Annotated in this window: 15 protein-coding genes; 10 read left to right on the top strand and 5 right to left on the bottom strand. The window is 73.1% G+C overall.

Going from position 1 to position 18,297, the window contains the following annotated elements; all coding sequences use genetic code 11:
• Positions 1 to 46: 46 nt before the first annotated feature.
• Positions 47 to 721: a hypothetical protein gene (locus tag E0H26_RS09810; RefSeq protein WP_131303266.1), complete on the bottom strand. Its 675-nt coding sequence runs from the start codon at positions 719 to 721 to the stop codon at positions 47 to 49.
• Between the two features lie 40 nt (positions 722 to 761).
• Complete coding sequence (locus tag E0H26_RS09805; RefSeq protein ID WP_131303265.1) at positions 762 to 1,217, bottom strand: SRPBCC family protein; 456 nt, start codon at positions 1,215 to 1,217, stop codon at positions 762 to 764.
• Positions 1,218 to 1,365: 148 nt separating this feature from the next.
• Here E0H26_RS09805 and E0H26_RS09800 point away from each other — a divergent pair, with 148 nt between their 5' ends.
• The 5 genes from E0H26_RS09800 (at position 1,366) to E0H26_RS09780 (ending at position 8,253) form a co-directional block, all read left to right on the top strand.
• Positions 1,366 to 3,165, top strand: a complete 1,800-nt coding sequence (locus E0H26_RS09800; protein WP_131303264.1) for an AMP-dependent synthetase/ligase — start codon at positions 1,366 to 1,368, stop codon at positions 3,163 to 3,165.
• A 14-nt stretch (positions 3,166 to 3,179) separates the two neighbouring features.
• A complete protein-coding gene (locus E0H26_RS09795) occupies positions 3,180 to 4,874 on the top strand; it encodes a sensor histidine kinase (RefSeq protein ID WP_131303263.1) in 1,695 nt (564 codons plus the stop codon).
• Between the two features lie 7 nt (positions 4,875 to 4,881).
• On the top strand, positions 4,882 to 5,550 hold the full coding sequence (locus E0H26_RS09790; protein ID WP_007072219.1) for a response regulator transcription factor: 669 nt from the start codon (positions 4,882 to 4,884) through the stop codon (positions 5,548 to 5,550).
• A gap of 164 nt (positions 5,551 to 5,714) precedes the next feature.
• Positions 5,715 to 6,524 (top strand): SAM-dependent methyltransferase, encoded by an 810-nt coding sequence (locus E0H26_RS09785; protein ID WP_131303475.1) that lies wholly within the window; start codon positions 5,715 to 5,717, stop codon positions 6,522 to 6,524.
• A 76-nt stretch (positions 6,525 to 6,600) separates the two neighbouring features.
• Positions 6,601 to 8,253 carry a putative bifunctional diguanylate cyclase/phosphodiesterase gene (locus E0H26_RS09780; RefSeq protein WP_240742107.1) on the top strand — a complete coding sequence of 551 codons (1,653 nt, stop codon included), beginning with the start codon at positions 6,601 to 6,603 and terminating at the stop codon, positions 8,251 to 8,253.
• A 59-nt stretch (positions 8,254 to 8,312) separates the two neighbouring features.
• Here E0H26_RS09780 and E0H26_RS09775 read toward each other — a convergent pair whose 3' ends face one another.
• From E0H26_RS09775 to E0H26_RS09765, 3 genes are all read right to left on the bottom strand, one after another.
• Positions 8,313 to 9,437 carry a glycosyltransferase family 4 protein gene (locus E0H26_RS09775; protein WP_131303261.1) on the bottom strand — a complete coding sequence of 375 codons (1,125 nt, stop codon included), beginning with the start codon at positions 9,435 to 9,437 and terminating at the stop codon, positions 8,313 to 8,315.
• Positions 9,438 to 9,513: 76 nt separating this feature from the next.
• Complete coding sequence (locus E0H26_RS09770) at positions 9,514 to 10,773, bottom strand: M48 family metallopeptidase (RefSeq protein ID WP_131303260.1); 1,260 nt, start codon at positions 10,771 to 10,773, stop codon at positions 9,514 to 9,516.
• A gap of 156 nt (positions 10,774 to 10,929) precedes the next feature.
• A complete protein-coding gene (locus E0H26_RS09765; RefSeq protein WP_131303259.1) occupies positions 10,930 to 12,396 on the bottom strand; it encodes an NYN domain-containing protein in 1,467 nt (488 codons plus the stop codon).
• A 127-nt stretch (positions 12,397 to 12,523) separates the two neighbouring features.
• Between E0H26_RS09765 and E0H26_RS09760 the strand changes: the two genes are divergently transcribed.
• The 5 genes from E0H26_RS09760 (at position 12,524) to E0H26_RS09740 (ending at position 18,186) form a co-directional block, all read left to right on the top strand.
• Positions 12,524 to 14,278: a DEDD exonuclease domain-containing protein gene (locus tag E0H26_RS09760; protein WP_131303258.1), complete on the top strand. Its 1,755-nt coding sequence runs from the start codon at positions 12,524 to 12,526 to the stop codon at positions 14,276 to 14,278.
• Between the two features lie 129 nt (positions 14,279 to 14,407).
• Entirely contained in the window at positions 14,408 to 16,198 is a 1,791-nt protein-coding gene (locus E0H26_RS09755; RefSeq protein ID WP_131303474.1) for a RelA/SpoT family protein, read from the top strand.
• A gap of 52 nt (positions 16,199 to 16,250) precedes the next feature.
• Entirely contained in the window at positions 16,251 to 16,793 is a 543-nt protein-coding gene (locus E0H26_RS09750) for an NUDIX hydrolase (protein ID WP_131303257.1), read from the top strand.
• Complete coding sequence (locus tag E0H26_RS09745) at positions 16,790 to 17,686, top strand: sugar phosphate nucleotidyltransferase (protein WP_131303256.1); 897 nt, start codon at positions 16,790 to 16,792, stop codon at positions 17,684 to 17,686. The genes E0H26_RS09750 and E0H26_RS09745 overlap by 4 nt, the downstream gene beginning before the upstream one ends.
• Before the next feature lie 218 nt (positions 17,687 to 17,904).
• Positions 17,905 to 18,186: an Lrp/AsnC family transcriptional regulator gene (locus E0H26_RS09740; protein WP_131303255.1), complete on the top strand. Its 282-nt coding sequence runs from the start codon at positions 17,905 to 17,907 to the stop codon at positions 18,184 to 18,186.
• The last annotated feature ends 111 nt before the right edge of the window (positions 18,187 to 18,297 follow it).

The raw sequence follows: 18,297 nt of genomic DNA, 5'->3' as shown, positions 1-18,297 counted from the left end.
GCCCCGCGCGCACCTGCCCTCGCCGGTGGTGCGGGTCGTCCTGAGATCAGGCTTCGTCGCCTGCTGCGCCCTGCTGCCCGGCGCCGGCGGGCGCCGGGACGTCCGGCCCGGTCCGACCGTCGCCGGCTCGCGTCCGCGAGGCGGGCACCACCGGGCGGCCGGCCTCCGGCGTCGGGCCTACGGCGTCCGCGACCGGCCCGGCGGCATCGACGGGCGGGACGGCCGGGACGGCGACGTCCTCCGCCCGGGTCGCGGCGGACCAGACGTCGCGCTCCGGTGCCGGCTGAGAATCATGCCCGGTACGGGTCGTCTCGCGCCACACCTGGTCACCGTCGCGGCCGTCGCCCGGCCCGTCGGACGCCTCCGCGGCCGGTTCGGCGGGGGTGAAGGCCCGCAGGAAGCTCGCCAGCCCGGCGGCCAGATCACCCGCGCCGGTGGCCAGCCGCTCGGCGAATTCCGGACTCGGATCGCGTAACGCGGCGATTCCCCGGCAGATCGGGCAGACACAGCATTCCGCCGTACCGGTGGCGAAACCCGCCCCGGGTGCGCCGGTGGACGAATGCGGGGCATCGCTGTGACCGAGGACACTGGTCACGATCCCGCCCAACGGGCCCAGCGGCCCCGCACCGGGGCCGGCGGCGGCCAACCGTGCGCTAGCCAGCAGAGTGGCGACCAGCCGCTCCGCCTCCTCCCGGGCCGAACCCGGATCCGTTGCACCCATCGTGGGCTCCTCTACCGTGGCGACCGCGCCGCCAGCCGCGTCACTGCGCCGAACCAGTTGCTTCTACCCGGCGCTTGAGCTGCTTCAACGCGGCGTCCATGATCATCTTCTCGGCCTTGCGCCGAAACATTCCGAGCATTCCGACCGCGAGCTCCACCTCCAGGGTGTAGGTCACGGTGGTGCCGCCGTCGGCGTTGCCGACCAGGTCGTACGACCCGCGCTGGACCTTCTGCATCTTCGACGGCGCCACCAGATGCCACTCGATGCGGGACAGGTCCTCGGCGTAGGCGTACTCCAGCACGTACTCGTCGGCCATCACACCGGCATCGAGGACGAACCGGACCTGGCTGGCGTAACCGTCCTCGTACTCCTCGACGACCTCGGCCTGTCGTACCGCGTCGGCCCACTGGGGATAGCTCGGAAAGTCACAGATGACCGCCGCCACCCGGTCCGGTGACGCGCCGATGATGATCGACTGGGTGGAGGAGTCCGCCATGGGGGGAGGCTACCCGTCCGGCAACACCACCGTGCCGCGCCGCCCCACCTGCGATGTGCTCGTCGACGGGTCGGGCAGGTAGGTTTCGACAGAACCGACCCGCCGGTGGTGGGCCCCGACCGGCCAGTGTGAGCACGAGGGAGTGCAGGTGCGCGAGTTCTCCGTCCCACCGATCGTCACCGTCGGCGATTCGGCAAACCTCACCGATCCTGTCTGGAACAACGCCGAGGCCGCACCGGACGCGGTGCAGTTTCTCCGCCGCGACTCCGCCGGCGGCTTGCAGGACGTGACCTGCCGGCAGTTCCGCGACGAGGTGGTGGCGGTGGCCCGCGGGTTGGTCGCCGCCGGGGTGCGGCCCGGCGACCGCGTCGCGCTGATGAGCCGGACCCGCTACGAGTGGACCCTGGTCGACTACGCGATCTGGGCCGCCGGCGCGGTGACCGTGCCGGTCTACGAGACCTCCAGCGCCGAACAGGCCGCCTGGATCCTGGCCGACTCCGGTGCGGTCGCGGCCGTGGTGGAGACCACCGCGCACGCCACGCTGGTGGCCGGCGTCCGTGACCGGGTGCCGGATCTGGCGCACCTGTGGCAGATCGACCTCGGCGCGATCGACGAGCTGGTCGCCGCGGGCGCCACCGTGGAGCCCGCCGAAATCGAGCAACGGCGGGCCGCCCTACGCTCGTCGGACCTCGCGACGATCATCTACACCAGCGGCACCACCGGCCGCCCCAAGGGCTGCGTGCTCACCCACCGCAACATGTACGCCGACATCGCCAACGCGGTGCCGGTGCTGCCGAACCTGTTCGGCCCGAACGCCTCCACGCTGCTCTTCCTGCCGCTGGCGCACTCCTTCGCCCGGCTCATCCAGATCGGCGTGGTGCAGGCCCGGGCCACCATGGCGCACTGCTCGGACACCAAGCACCTGGTCGCCGAGTTGCAGGAGGTCAAGCCGACCTTCGTGCTGTCCGTGCCGCGGGTCTTCGAGAAGGTCTACAACGGCGCCAAGCAGAAGGCCGAGGCCGCCGGCAAGGGCAAGATCTTCGCCCGGGCCGAGGCGGTCGCCATCGCCTACAGCGAGGCGCTGGAGACCTCCGCCGGGCCAGGGCTGGCGTTGCGGGCCCAGCACGCGCTCTTCGACAAGCTGGTCTACGGCAAGCTGCGGGCCGCGCTCGGCGGACGCTGCCGGGACGCGATCTCCGGCGGGGCGCCGCTCGGTGCCCGGCTGGGGCACTTCTTCCGCGGCGTCGGGGTCACCGTCTGCGAGGGGTACGGCCTGACCGAGACCTCACCGGCCGCGTCGGCGAACCTGCCGGACTTCACCCGGATCGGCACGGTCGGCCGACCGCTGCCCGGCGTGACCATCCGGATCGCCGACGACGGCGAGATCCTCATCGCCGGCGACCTGATCTTCCAGGGGTACTGGCGCAACGAGGAGGCGACCACCGAGGCGATCACCCCCGACGGCTGGTTCCGCACCGGCGACCTCGGCTCGCTCGACAGCGACGGCTACCTGACCATCACCGGCCGGAAGAAGGAGATCATCGTGACGGCCGGCGGCAAGAACGTCGCCCCGGCCGTGCTGGAGGACCAGGTACGCGCACACCGGCTGGTCAGCCAGTGTGTCGTGGTGGGCGACCGGCAGCCGTTCATCGCCGCGCTGATCACCCTCGACGAGGAGGCGCTGCCGGCCTGGTTGGAGTCGGTCGGCCTGCCCGCCGACACCAGCGCCGAGACGCTGCGCGAGCACGCGGGGCTGCGGGCGGAGATCCAGGGCGCGGTGGACCTGGCCAACCAGTCGGTCTCCAAGGCCGAGGCGATCAAGGTGTTCCGGATCCTGCCCCGGGACTTCACCGAGGCCACCGGCGAGCTGACCCCGTCCATGAAGGTCAAGCGCCAGGTTGTCCACAAGACGTACGCGGCGGAAATCGCGGACATCTACCGCGGCTGACTACCATCCGTCACGTGCCCGCCTCGACATCCGCCCTGGCTCGTTCCCACCCGCTCGCCGTGGCGGCGCGGGTGGTCGTGCTCTCGCTGGTCGCCGTCCTGACCCTGCTCGCCACCCGTGACCTGGCCCAGTTGTGGTGGATCGCCCTGCTGGCGGTCGCCGGACTGCCCGCGTCGCTGGCCCCCCAGCACTGGCTGATCGGGCCGCTCAGCCGGGTGGCGGAGGTGGCGGTGCTCGGGCTGGCGGCAAGCCAGGTCGCGGCGGTCGCCACCATCGGCGGGCACATCGACGGGCTCGGCGCCTCCGCGGTGCTGCCGTACCTGGCGGTGCCGGTGACGGTCACCGCGCTGCGCAGGCGCTTCCGCGAGGGCGCCATCCTGATCGCCACCGTCGCCGGCACCCTGCTGGTCGCCGGTGCGCTCACCGAGGTCGGCGGGGTACGCCAGGTGAGCCAGCCGGGCTACCTGGCGGTCTGCGCCCAGTGGCTGGTGCTGGCCGTGCTCGGCCTCTACGCGGCGCAGACGCTGCACCGGGTGATGCAGGTCCGGCACGACACCAAACCCCAGCCGTACGCGGAGGCGACCCGGCTGCTGACCCAGCTGCGTACCGTCGCCCGCCAACTGCCCGGCGCGACGCTGGACCCGGGCGGGATCTCCGAGCACCTGCTGGAGGAGCTGCGCACGGTGGCCCGCACCGACCGGGGGGCGGTGCTGTCCGCCAGCGGCGGCGGGCGGCTGGTGGTGCTCGCCCAGATCGGCGCGGACCGGGTCGACTGGGAGACCACGCTCGACGCGGACTCGGCGATCGCCGACGCCTGGGCCAGTCAGCAGCCGCAGACCGCGGCGCGTTCGCAGTCCCGCTCGCACCGGGGCGGGGAGGTCTCGGCGCTGATCGTGCCGCTGGTCGCCGGGGTCCGCACGGTCGGCCTGGTGGTGGTGGAGGCCGACGCCGCCGCGGCGTACCCGGCCCCGGTGGTGGCCCAGGTGACCGGGCTGACCGGTCCGGCCGCCCTGCGCCTGGAGGCCGCGCTGCTCTTCGACGAGGTGCGCTCGCTGGCCACCAACGAGGAACGGCAGCGGCTGGCCCGGGAGATCCACGACGGGGTGGCGCAGGAGTTGGTGATGGTCGGCTACGGCATCGACAACGCCCTGGCCACCGTGCACGACGACACCGAGGAGACCGCCGAGAGCCTGCGTACGCTGCGCCATGAGGTCACCCGGGTGATCACCGAGCTGCGGCTGAGCCTGTTCGAGCTGCGCAGCGAGGTGGACCGGCACGGCGGTCTGGCCGCCGCGATCGCCGAGTACGCCCGCACCGTCGGCGCCTCCGGCGGGCTGCGGGTGCACCTGTCGCTGGACGAGTCCACCGCCCGGCTGCCCGCCGCCACCGAGGCCGAGTTGCTGCGCATCGCCCAGGAGGCGGTGACCAACGCCCGCAAGCACGCCGGGGCCTCCAATCTCTGGGTCACCTGTGAGGTGGATCCCCCGTTCGCTCAGATCGAAGTGTCGGATGACGGTCACGGCATAGGTGACCAGCGTTCGGATGGGCACTATGGTCTTGCGATCATGGCCGAGAGAGCGGAACGTATCCGGGGCCGGTTGGAGATCAGACCACGTCAGCCCAGTGGGACGACCGTGGCGGTGGTGGTCGGCTCCTCCCCCCGGCGCGATAACGTTCGCGGTAGCGCCGCCGCAGCAGAAGGGGAGTAACCCGAGGATGACCACAAGTCCGACACCGGCTACCCGTACCAAGGTCCTCCTTGTCGACGACCACGACTTGATCCGCAAGGGCCTGCGGCACGCCTTCGAGCGCGACCGGCAGTTCGAGGTCGTCGGCGAGGCCGCCACGGCGGCGGAGGGCGTACGGCAGGCCGGCGCGTTGCAGCCGGACGTGGTGATCATGGACCTGCGGTTGCCCGACGGCAGTGGCCTGGAGGCCACCCGGGCGCTGCGCAAGTCCAGCGCGTCGATGGGCATCGTGGTGCTCACCATGTACGCGGGCGACGACCAACTCTTCGGTGCGTTGGAGGCCGGGGCGAGCGCGTTCGTGCCGAAGACCGCGCCGGCCGACGAGGTGGTCGCCGCCGCCCGGCACGCCGCCTCCTCGCCCAGCGCCTTCACCGCCGCCGACCTGGCCGAGGCGATGAAGCGCCGACTGGCCCCGTCCGGGCCGCAGCTGTCGCCGCGCGAGGGTCAGGTGCTGCGGCTGCTCGCCGACGGGATGAGCGTCGCCGGCATCGCCAAGCAGCTGTTCGTCAGCGAGTCGACCGCCAAGACGCACATCTCCAAGCTCTACGAGAAGCTCGGCGCGGCCAACCGGGCCCAGGCGCTGATGACCGCGCTGCGGCTCGGTCTGCTCGAAGCCCCGGACGCGCCCAAGTTCTGACGGCCCACCGCCGACAAAAGATCCGTGTCCGCCGCTCGGGCGGGCACGGATCTTTTCGTATCGACCTCCGTCCGCGCAACGCACTATGGTCTCCCCGACGAAAGCGGGGCAGAATACCCGCCGGGGCACTGACGCCCCATACGGCGTGCGGAGGAGTGAGGCATTTGCAGCGGCCGGACTGGGCACCCGAGACGATCGATGTCGAGCGGCCCAGCGTCGCTCGGATGTACGACTACTACCTCGGCGGTTCGCACAACTTCGCGGTGGACCGGGCGGCGGCGCAGGCGATGGTGGCCGCGGTGCCGGAGGCCCCGCTGATGGCCCAGGCCAACCGCGCGTTCCTGCGCCGGGCCGTGCAGTTCCTCACCAACGCCGGCATCCGGCAGTTCCTGGACATCGGTTCGGGCATCCCCACCGTCGGCAACGTGCACGAGATCGCCCAGCGGCACGCCCCCGACTCCCGGGTGGTCTACGTCGACGTCGACCCGGTCGCCGTGGCGCACAGCCGGGAGATCCTGGCCGGCACCGAGGGCGCCACGGTGGTCCAGGAGGACCTGCGCCACCCCGAACGGATCCTCGCCCACCCGGACGTCCGCGCGAACCTCGACTTCTCCCAGCCGGTCGCCGTCCTGGTGGTGGCGGTGCTGCACTTCGTCGGCGACCACGACCGGCCCGCCGAGGTGCTGCGCACCCTGCGGGCCGCGCTGGCCCCCGGCAGCCACCTGGTGCTGTCGCAGGCCAGCGACGACGGCCGCAGCGACGCCGAACGGGCCGAGGCGCAGAAGGTCTACCAGCGGACCGACAGCCCGTTGTGGGTCCGCAGCCGGGCCGAGCTGACCGCGTTCTTCGACGGCTTCGAACTGGTCGACCCCGGGGTGGTCTGGGTGCCGCAGTGGCGCCCGGAAACCCCGGACAGCGCCGAGGACGCGGAGCGTGCGGTGTTCCTGGGCGGAGTCGGGCGGCTCGGTGGGTGAGCCCCCGGCGGGACCTGCCCCCGGGGCGTTCGCTCGGGCCTGGGCCAAGGCGCTCTCGGGCACCAGCTACCTGCCGATGACGCACGCCCAGTTGGAGGCGCTGTTGCAGCGGCTCACCGACCAACTGGCCGAGGCGTTGCGGACGGAGCCACTCGACCTGCGGGCGGGGCATCGGGTGGCCAGCGAACTGGTCGCCGCGCACATCGCCTCCGCCGAGGCGCTCGGTCGTACCGTCGAGGTGATCCAACTCCGGCTGGTCCGTGACCTCGATCTGGTCGCCGACGACACCGCCGACCGGATGGCCCGGCTGCTCGCCGCGATCGCCACCGGCTACGCCCGCGCGTTGCGCGACCGCACGTTGGACGAGCAGGAGGCGATCCGGCGGGCCACGCTGACCGCCCGGGCCGACGCGGAGCGGGCGCTGCGGGCCAGCGAGGCCCGCTTCCGCCACCAGGCCACCCATGACCCGCTCACCGACCTGCCCAACCGGACGCTCTTCGCCGAGCGGCTCGCCGCGGTCCTCGACGGGTCGACCAGCGGCGTGCACCGCGTCGGGCTGTGTTTTCTCGACATCGACCGGTTCAAACGCATCAACGACTCGTACGGCCACCAGATCGGTGACCGGGCGCTGGTGGCGGCGGCGCACCGGCTCAGCCGGGCCGTCGAACCCCACCTGGTGGCGCGGCTGGGCGGGGATGCCTTCGTGATCCTCGTCGAACGGTCCACCGGCACCGGGGACGTGCTGGCGGTCGCCGAGTCGGCCCTGGCCGCCCTCGCCGAGCCGGTGCTGGTGGGCGGGCACGACTGCACGGTCACCGCGAGCGTCGGCATCGTGGAGCGGCGGGTCGCCGACACCTCACCGGACGATCTGATGCGGGCCGCCGGCAGCACCCTGCACTGGGCCAAGACCGCCGGTGGCGCCGGCTGGGCCATGTACGACGCCGAGCGCGACGAGCGGGAACAGGCCCGGCAGGCGTTGAGCGCGGCCATCCCGGGCGGGCTGGAGCGGGGCGAGTTCTACCTCGACTACCAGCCGCTGACCTCACTACAGGACGGCTCGGTGCTCGGCGTCGAGGCGCTGGTGCGCTGGCGGCATCCGCAGCTGGGGGTGCTGAGCCCGGACAGTTTCATCGGGCTGGCCGAGGAGACCGGCCTGATCGTGCCGCTCGGCGCCTGGGTGCTCGCCGAGGCCTGCCGGGAGGCGGTCGGCTGGTCGACCGCCACCGGCGAACCACCGTACGTCAGCGTCAACCTGGCGGTACGTCAGCTCCGCCGCCCCGGCCTGGTGCAGGAGGTACGCAGCCTGCTACGGCGCACCGGCCTGCCACCGAACCGCCTACAACTGGAGATCACCGAGAGCATGATGATGGGCGGCGCCGAGGAGCCGGTACGGACCCTGCGGGCGCTGGCCGACCTTGGCGTACGCATCGCCATCGACGACTTCGGCACCGGTTACAGCAACCTGGCCTACCTGCGGGACCTGCCGGTGACCGAGCTGAAGGTGGCCGGGGAGTTCGTCCGGGGCCTGCGGGCCCCGGAGGCCGCCGACGAACGGATCCTCGCCTCGCTGGTCTCCCTGGCCCACGCGCTGGACCTGACGGTGACCGCGGAGGGGGTGGAGACCGTCGGGCAGGCCGAACGGCTCCGCGCGATCGGCTGCGACGCCGGCCAGGGCTGGCACTTCGGCCGTCCCGCCCCCGCCGACCACATCCTCGCCCGCATCCGGTGAAAGGAAGGGCCCCCTGTTAACGCCTGCGGTATAGCAAGGGGCCCCTGTTGACAGTTGAGTCAGCCGGTCAGCAGGGCGCTCAGCCGGTGGGCCTGGGCCTCCCAGCGCCACTCCCGTTCCACCCAGGCCCGGCCCGCCGCGCCGAACTTGCGGGCCAGGTCCCGGTCGGCGAGCAGGGTGCCCACCCGGTCGGCGAGGTCGGCGAGGTCCCGACCGTCCACGACGTAGCCGGTCTCCCCCTGCCGCACCGCGTCGGGCGCGCCGCCGGAGTCGCCGGCCACCACCGGCAGCCCGGTCGCCGACGCCTCCAGGTAGACGATGCCGAGCCCCTCCACGTCCAGCCCTCGGTTGCGGGTCCGGCAGGGCATCGCGTACACGTCGCCGGCAGCGTAGTGGGCGGGGAGTTCGGCCGCCGGCACCGAGCCGGTGAAGACCACCTCCCGCTCGACACCGGCCTGGCGGGCCAGCCGGGTCAGGGTCGCCCGGTACGGACCACCACCGACCACCAGCAGCGCCGCGTCGGGCACCCGACGCCGGATCAGCGGCAGCGCCCGGATCAGCATGTCCTGGCCCTTGCGGGGCACCAGCCGGGAGACGCAGACCACCACCGGCCGGTCGGCCAGCCCCAGCCGGTGCCGTACGCCGGTGCCGTCGACGGCCGGGTGGTACAGCTCGGTGTCCACGCCGGGGGCGAGTTGCCGCAACTCGGTCACCCCGTCCAGGGCCCGCGCCAGCCGGCTGCGGGTGTACTCCCCGAGGTAGGTGACCACGTCCGTGCTCCGGCCGATGCGCCGCAGGGCGGTCCGGGCCACCGGCAGCGCCGCCCAGCCCGCCTCGTGCCCGTGGGTGAGCGCGACCACCCGTCGTACGCCCGCCCGGCGACGCAGCCCCGCGGCGAGCAGGCCCAACGGGGCCGCCGCGCCGAACCAGACGTTGTCGCAGTCGTACGCCCGGGCCAGCCGGGCGGCCCGGCGTGCCACCAGCGGCGTCGGCAGCAGCACCCGGGTCCGCTCGCGGACCACCTCGAAGGGCTGGTCGGCGTCGAACTTGTCGGCACCCGGCCAGCTCGACGCGTACACCACCACCGAGCCCGCCGGCTGGCGCACGGCGAGATTGTGCACGAACGACTGGATGCCACCGGGCCGGGGCGGAAAATCGTTCGTGACCAGCAACGTGCGGCTCATGCCGGCACTCCGCCGCGCTGCGCGCCGCCAGCAGGCACCGGCGCGCGGTGTCTGCTGGTTCGCTCGCGGTGCTCGCTCATGGGCCGGCCTTTCTGGCGTACGCGCGGGCAGCGGCGATCCGCTCCACGGTGGACGGGTGCGAGGCGGAGTAGAGGTACTCCCAGCGCGGCGGATCCGGGTCGGAGAGGTTGATCGCGGACAGCCGGCGCTGCATCGACTCGAAGGCGGCCGGGTCATCGGTGAGCGCCAACGCGTGCGCGTCGGCGCGGGCCTCCACCCGGCGCGACATCAGCGCCTGCACCGGGGCGAAGACCAGCCCGGCGACCGTGACCAGGGCGAGCAGCAGCCCGAACGCGCGCGGCTGGGCGACCGAGTCGACGCCGGCCAGGCGCAGCAGTGGCGGCCAGGAGCCGATCAGGTAGAGCGCCACCACGGCGGCGGCCGCGCCGAGCGCGCCGGTGAGCGTACCGGTCGGCACGTCCCGGTCCTTGGCGTGGCCGAGTTCGTGGGCCACCACGGCGGTCACCTCGGCCGGTGTCGCCTCGCGCAGCAGGTTGTCGTACACCACCACCCGGCGGGTCGGGCCGAATCCGGAGACGTAGGCGTTCACCGCCCGGGTGCGTCGGGAGGCGTCGGCGACCAGCACGTCGCGCACCGGTACCCCGTCGCGGGCGGCCAGGTCCATCAACTGGGTCCGCAGTGGCCCCGGCTCCATCGGAGCGAACCGGTTGAACACCGGCTCCACCAGCACCGGCAGCACGAAGGAGAGCAGCACCACCAGGGTCGCCGCCCCGGCCGCACCGAACGCCCACCACCAGCGTGGCGCCAGCCGGACGACGGTGTAGAAGCCGAGCAGCGCCACCGCGCCGATGACGGCACTGACGGCGTACGACTTGAGCAGGTCCACCGCCCAGCCACCCCAGCCGTTGGTGGCCAGCCCGTACCGGGTGAGCACGGCGTGCCGCCAGGCGGAGAACGGCAACGTCACCAGGTCGGCCACGAGCACCACGGCCAGCCCGCCGAGGACCGCCTGCGCGGCCCAGTGGTCGCCGAAGAGGCGCCCGGCCAGCTCGATCAGGCGGCTGCCCAGCGGGGTGAGCCCGAGGGCGAGCGCCACCAGCAGCCCGACGCCGAGCGCCGCCCAGCCACCGGGGCGCAGCGCCGCGCGGAACTGCCGGGCCCGCTCGACCTGGTCGGCGGGCAGCTCACGCAGCGCGGCGAGCTGGTCGGCGCGGGGCGCTGGCGGACGGCTCCACGGGATCAACACCAAGGCCGCCACCAGCACCGCGAGGCCGAGACCGGCCAGCGTGAGGACCGCCCAACCACGCGGGCTCACCGGGCCACCCCGCCCGGTTCCGGCGACCCGCCGCAGCGACCCGGACCGGACCTGCCGTCCGCCCTGCGCCTCATTCCGTCGCTCCTGTCGCCATGGGCGCCAATCCTATTGCTCGGCCCGCCCCGTTTCCGCGCGAGTCGATCATCGCCGGATCGATCAGGACCGGGACAGCCGGCGCAGCAGCGAGTCGGCGCCCAACGGGTACGCGCCCTGCCGGCGTACCCCGTCGGCGACCTCGCGGTCGGAGGAGACCACGACCACCGGGCGGCCCGGTGGCTCGGCGCGGACCAGCCGGCGGATCACCTCGTCGGCGGTCTCGCCCTTGCGGGAGAACAACACCCGGACCCCCCGGGGGGTGGGCGGTAGCCCGTGCATCCGTTCGGCACCGTCGAAGACCACGGTGACCTCGTCGCCGGTCTGCGCGGCGATCCCACCGAGGCCGGTGATCAGCCGTTTGCGCTGCTGTTCCAGCGACATCTCGCCGAAGCCCCGCTTGGTCACGTTGTAACCGTCGACCACCAGGTGGGCGCGGGGCAGGGCGAGCAACTGGTCGAGCCGGGCCGGGTCGTCGGTGTCCCGGGCCCGCGCCGAAGCGCCGGTCGAGGTGGCCGCCGAGGAGTCGGCGAAGGAGTCCGCGACGAAGTCGGCGGGGAGCTTATCCACCGGGTCCAGGGCCAGCTCCCGGCGCAACCCGACGGCGGCCTGACCGATCGTCTCCAGCAGCAGCCACAGCCGCGCGTCGTCCACCGACCGGGCCTCCTTGGCGCTGGCCCGGGCCACCCCGGCCGCCGCCTCGGCCTCGGCCAGCCGGGCCCGGGCCCGGCGCAGCTCGGCGTCCGCGTCGGCCGCCGCCCGCGCGGCACGGCCCCGCTCGGTGGCCAGCAGCTCGCTCGCCCTACGCTCGCGGGCCTGGGTCTCCCGCAGCGTACGGGTGAGCTGTCGGGCCTCCTCGCGCAGTTGGCCCAGCTCCTCGCGGACCCGGGCCAGCTCGTCGCGCAGCTTGTCGGCCTCGACCCGGGCCACCGCGCGGTCGTGCTCGGCCCGGGTCGCCCGCTGCTCGGCCTGGCGGACCAGTTCGGTCACCACCGCGGTGTCCGCCTCGGCGCGTACGGCCGCACCGCTGGCCTCGATCAACTCCCGCCACCCACGCGGCCGGGCCAGGTAGGCCAGGGCGGCCACCTCGACCGGGTCGGCGGCCGCCGGTGCCGTCCCCTCGACCACGGCGGTACCCAGGTCACCGGCGTCGGCCAGGACCCGGGCGGTGACCCGCTGGCGGAACAACGGGTCGGCGGCGAGTTGGGCGGCGATCACCGGCGCGCCGAGGCGGGCCCGCCGGTTGGGGGCGAACTTGGCGACCCGACGCAACGGCACCGGTACCTCGTCGGCGGGCAGGCCGGGCAGCACGGCGGCGGTCAGCGACACGATCCGCTGCCGGACCGGCTCGGGCAGGATCGGCTCCGGCTCCGGGGGCTCGCCCGGGTCGTCAGCGGTGGCCGGCCCGACGCGCGGCGCCTCGGCCGCATCGTCAGGGGCGGGGAAATCAGCGGCGTCACCGGCAGCCGGCACACCGACGACCTGCTCCTCCTGGGGGAGGTTGTCGTCGTACGGCTCGGTGAGGGGCATGTGGCAAGTCTCCCACCGCGACCGGGCCCACCGCCTGGTGAGTGAGCCGATCTCTCATCCTAGACCGGTGGTGGCTGATGGGGCCGGTGGGGCGCGAGTGTCGGACCGGGCGGTTACCGTGCCGGCGATGGCAGCACAGGAGTACCTCCAACCGGCACTGGCCGGGCTCGACCCGACCACCGAGGGCGTCGACCCGGCCCTGCCGCTGTACGCGACGACGTTCGTGGTGGTCGACCTGGAGACCACCGGCGGGGCACCGGACGGCGGGGGCATCACCGAGATCGGCGCGGTGAAGGTACGCGGCGGCGAGGAGCTGGGGGTGCTCGCCACGCTGGTCAACCCGGGCGTGCCGATCCCGCCGTTCATCACCGTGCTGACCGGCATCACCCAGGCGATGCTGCTGCCCGCGCCACCGATCGAGCAGGTGTTGCCGAGCTTCCTGGAGTTCGTCTCCGATGCCGTGCTGGTCGCCCACAACGCCCCCTACGATGTCGGTTTCCTCAAGGCCGCCTGCGCCAAGCACGGCTATCGCTGGCCGAATCCCCGGGTGCTGGACACCGCCGCGCTGGCCCGGCGGGTGTTGCTGCGCGACGAGGTACCCAACCGCAAACTCGGCACCCTCGCCGCCTACTTCCGGGCCACCACCACCCCGACCCACCGCGCGCTGGACGACGCCCGGGCGACCGTGGACGTGCTGCACGGGCTGGTCGGGCGGCTCGGCGGGCACCGGGTCGACACCATCGGTGAGGCGATCGAGTTCGCCCGCGCGGTCACCCCGACGCAGCGCCGCAAGCGGCACCTCGCCGACGGCCTGCCCCGCTCCCCCGGGGTCTACATCTTCCGGGCCGCCGACGACCGCCCGCTGTACGTCGGCACCTCCCGGGACATCGCCACCCGGGTACGCAACTACTTCACCGCCGGCGAGAAACGCGCCCGGATCTCGGAGATGCTGGCCGCCGCCGAACGGGTCGAGGCGTTGGAGTGCGCGCACTCGCTGGAGGCGGAGGTCCGTGAGCTACGGCTGATCGGGGCGCACGCGCCGCCGTACAACCGGAGGTCGAAGTTTCCCGAGCGGGTGGTCTGGCTGAAACTGACCGACGGGCCGTATCCCCGGCTGTCGGTGGTGCGGGAGATCTCCCCCGGCGACCGCGCCTACCTCGGCCCGTTCTCCTCGCGGCGGGCCGCGGAGCTGGCCGCCGCCGGGTTTCACGACGCGGTGCCACTGCGCCAGTGCACCCATCGGCTGTCGTTGCGTACCGTCACGCCGGCCTGCGCCCTGGCCGAGCTGGGTCGCTGCCTGGCACCCTGCGAGCACCGGATCACCCCGCAGGAGTACGACGCCCGCGCGGTCACGCCGTTCGCCGAGTCCACCACCGGTGACCCCCAACCGGTGGTGGACGCCCTGCTCGCCCGGATCGAGGCGCTCGCGGCCGGCCAGCGCTACGAGGAGGCGGCGGTGCTGCGGTCGCGGTTGGCCGGGGTGCTGCGGGCGGCCGTGCGGATGCAACGACTGGCCGCGCTGACCGGGATCGCCGAGTTGGCCGCCGCCCGGCCGGCCGCCGCCGGCGGTTGGGAGCTGGCGCTGGTCCGGCACGGCCGGCTGGCCGGCGCCGGGGTGAGTCCACCCGGGGTCCATCCTCGACCGACGTTGGCCACCATCCGGGCCACCGCCGAGACGGTGCTGGCCGGACACGGTCCGGTCCCGGCGGCCAGTCCCGAGGAGTCGGAACGGATCCTGTCCTGGCTGGAGCGACCGGAGACCCGGCTGGTCGAGACGTCGGCCGGTTGGGCGTCTCCAGTGGCCGGCGCGGGTCGGTTCCGTGACCTGCTGACCAAGGCCGAGAGCGCGGCGTCCCACCAACTCTGGTCCGAACGCTCATGAGCAACTGTCCGATCGGACTACGTCGACTCACTTAGTCTGTTAAGGAAGTGCAGTCCTGCCCGTTTCGAGGTTCTGCTCCCGGTTGCCGGTCCACCGACCGTCCGGGGCGGGAGTGAGGGGGTGTCCCAGGTGGACGTCGACGCCGGACGCGGCGGCGCCCTGGGGGGCGCACTTCCGACCCAGCCGGGTGAACTGCCGCTCGCCCGCCGACTCCGATCGCTGCTGACCTGGCCGACCGCCGACACCGAGCCGGTCGGTCAACTGGTCCGCACCCACCGCAGCATCCATGCCGGCGCCGATCCGGCGGTGCTGCGGCGGTCGTACACGATCGCGGAGAACATGCATCGCGGCCAGTTCCGCAAGAGCGGGGAGCCGTACATCACCCACCCGCTCGCGGTCGCGCAGATCTGCGCCGAGTTGGGCATGGACACCACCACGCTGGTCGCGGCGCTGCTGCATGACACGGTGGAGGACACCCGCTACACGCTGCAAGCGCTGGCCGAGGATTTCGGCCACGAGGTGGCCCACCTGGTCGACGGGGTGACCAAGTTCGACAAGGCGTTCTACGGCAAGGCCGCCGAAGCGGAGACGATCCGCAAGATGATCATCGCGGCCGGCAAGGACGTCCGGGTGCTGATCATCAAGCTGGCCGACCGGCTGCACAACATGCGCACCCTGGGGGTACGGTCGGCGGCCTCCCGGGAGCGGATCGCCCGCAAGACCCAGGAGGTGCTGGTACCGCTCTGTGACCGGCTGGGTATCCAGACCCTCAAACGGGAGCTGGACGACGTGGTGCTGCTGCACCTGGAGCCGGACGAGCACGCCCGCATCGCCCGGCACGTGCACGACCGCCCCGGCTGGGACGGTTACCTCGCCGACGTGGTGGCCCAGGCCAAGGTGGCGCTGCGCCGAAGCCGGGTCGACGCCCACGTCGCCCCCCGGCCCCGGCACCTCTACTCGATCTGGAAGGACACCGTCGCCGGCGACCACACCGTGCCGTACGACCTGCCCCGTATCACCGTCGTGGTGGACGGCCCGGCCACCGACTGCTACGCGGCCCTCGGCGCGATCCACGGGCTCTGGCGGCCCGTGCCCGGCCGGTTCAAGGACTTCATCGCCTCCCCGAAGAACAACCTCTACCGGTCCCTGCACACCAGCGTCTGCGGCCCGCGCGACCGCACCGTGGAGGTGCTGATCCGCACCGAGGAGATGCACCGCTCGGCCGAGTACGGGGTGGCCGCCGACTTCCGCTTTCCCCGCCCCAGCGGCGCCCCGGCGGCCCGCGCCGGACAGCTCGACTGGCTGCGCCGGGTGCTGGACTGGGAGCAGGACGCCGCCGACCCGGCGCAGTTCCTCCAGTCGCTGCGCTGCGACCTGGCCGAAGCGCAGATCCAGGTGGTCGCCGAGGGCCGGCAGGTCGTCCTGCCGGACGGTGCGACCCCGGTCGACCTGGCCTACGAGTTGGGCACCGACCGGGGCGACCGATGTCTCGCCGCCCGGATCAACGGCCGGCTGGTCCCGCTCTCCTCCGAACTCGAGGAGGGCGACGTGGTCGAGATCTTCACCGAGACCGACGAGGAGAGCAGCCTCGACGCGGAGGTCGCGCCGCGCGGCCCGCGCCGCGAGTGGCTGGGTTTCGTCAAGTCACCGCACGCCCAGATGCAGATCAACCGCTGGTTCGCCGAGCACAGCGAGCCGGGCATCTCGATCAGCGACAAGGTCCGACTCGGCCGGGCCACCATCGGGCTGGCGCTGCGCCAGCACAACCGGGGTCTGGCCAGCGACCTGCCGCTGCTGCGGCTCTCCGAGGAACTCGGCTATCCCGACCTGGAGACCCTGCTGGTCGCGGTCTTCGACCGGGTGCTCGAACCGGACGCCGTGGTACGCCAGCTCATCGACCTCGTAGACCACCGGCAGTGACGCACCTCGGTCCCCGGCGGCGAGCGCGGCTGGCGGCCACTAGCCTGGAACCATGATCCCCCGCACGCGTCGCATCGGGCGCGCCGTCGCGTACCAGGTCTTCTACCGGCTGCCGCTGCCGGTGCGGCGCCGACTGGTCCGGCTGGCCGTGTCGAAGTACATCGTCGGGGCGGTCACCCTGGTTCGCGACAGCGAGGCCACGGGAGCGGGACGGCTGCTGCTGCTGCGCCAGCCGCCAGGCCGGGGTTGGACGCTGCCGGCGGGGCTGCTGCAACGCGGCGAGAACCCGGCGGTGGGCGCGGCCCGCGAGTTGTACGAGGAGGCGGGCGTACGGCTCGCCCCCACCCAGTTGGCCCCGGCGGTACCCAACGCGGTGGTGCACGCCAAGGGCTGGGTGGACGTGGTGTTCACCGCCGAGGTGCCGGCGTCGCGCACCACCCTGGCCGTGGACGGGGCGGAGGTCTTCGAGGCCGCCTGGCATCCGCTGGACGATCTACCCAAGCTGACCTGGCCCACCGCGCGCCTGCTCGCCTACTACGACATCGGTCCGCTGGCCGGGCAGTTCCCGCCGCCGCTGCCCGACACGGCACCATGACCGGGCCGGCCGGCGGAGACGTCTGCGCGCTGGTGCTCGCCGCCGGTGAGGGCACCCGGCTGCGCCCGCTGACCGAGCGGCTACCCAAGGCGCTCTGCCCGGTGGGCAACGTGTCGCTGCTGGACCGCGCGCTGGCCCGGCTCGCCGGGCTCGGCCTGACCGGGCCGCAGCAAGTCGCGGTGAACGCCTGCTACCTCGGCGACCAGGTGGTCGACCGGGTCGGCTCACGGGCGCACCTCTCGGTGGAGCCGGGCAGTCCACTCGGCACCGCCGGCGGGGTGGGGAAACTGCGGGACTGGATCGCCGGTCGGGGCGTACTGGTCGGCAACGCCGACGCGTACCTCGCCGACCCGGCGGCCCCACCCGGGCCGGACATCGCCGCGCTGCTGCACGACTGGGACGGCGACTCGGTACGCCTGCTCGGCCAGCCGGCACCCGACCCGGGAGCACCGGGCACCTTCGACGGGCACGTCTTCACCGGTTACTCGCTGCTGCCCTGGCGGCTGGTCCGTGACCTGCCGCCGGTCTTCGGTGACCTGGTCCGGGCGGTGTGGCGCCCCGCCGAGGCCGCCGGCCGGCTGACCGTGGTGCCCTACCAGGGCACCTTCTACGACACCGGCACCCCGGCCGACTATCTCGCCGCGAACCTGCACGCCGCCGCCGACGCTCAGGTCGAGCCGACCGCCACCGTCACCGAGCGCTGCCACCGTTCGCTGATCGGCCCCGGCGCCACGATCACCGGCGGCTGCCACCATTCGGTGATCGGCGCGGGCGCCACGGTACGCGGCACGGTGACCCGCTGCGTGGTCTGGCCCGGCGCCACGGTCGGCGCCGACGAACACCTGCACGATGCGATCCGGGTGGACGACGACCTGACCGTCCCCGCGGTCTGAACCCACCGGCGGACCCTTGGTGCGGTGTCCAGGACCTGGACACCGTGGCTGGCGTGCCGGGGGCGATCGTCTTCAGGGCGCTGCCTGTCCACGGATCCGCTTACCGGCCAGGCGATCCGCCGGCGGTCGATGCCTGACCCGTCCGCGCGCAACCCGGCGGACGTCGGAAGGCACAGCACTAGCATGGGCGAGGAACGCCGACGAACGGAGAACCTCCAGTGATCACCGCGATCGTGCTGATCGACTGCGCCACCGACTCGATCCCCGAGGTGGCCGAGGCCCTGGCCAACCTGCCCGGGGTGAGCGAGGTCTACTCGGTGGCCGGGCACGTCGACCTGATCGCCATGGTCCGGGTCCGCGAGTTCGAGGAGATCGCGCAGGTGATCGCGGGCAGCATCTCCAAGGTCCCCGGAGTACTCAACACCGAGTCACACATCGCCTTCCGCGCCTACTCCCGCCACGACCTGGAAGAAGCCTTCGCCATCGGCCTAACCCCCTAACCCCCTAACCCCTCCCCTCCTCCCTCCCCACCCCCCGTCTCCGCGATCATGCACTCTTGGTCGCCCTAATGCACCTTTTGCACCCTTTACACCGACAACAACTCCATGATC

Source organism: Micromonospora zingiberis, assembly GCF_004331455.1.
Taxonomy (GTDB): Bacteria; Actinomycetota; Actinomycetes; order Mycobacteriales; family Micromonosporaceae; genus Micromonospora; species Micromonospora zingiberis.
Note: the sequence above shows the minus strand (reverse complement) of the source record. Positions and strands in the feature narration are given on the sequence as shown.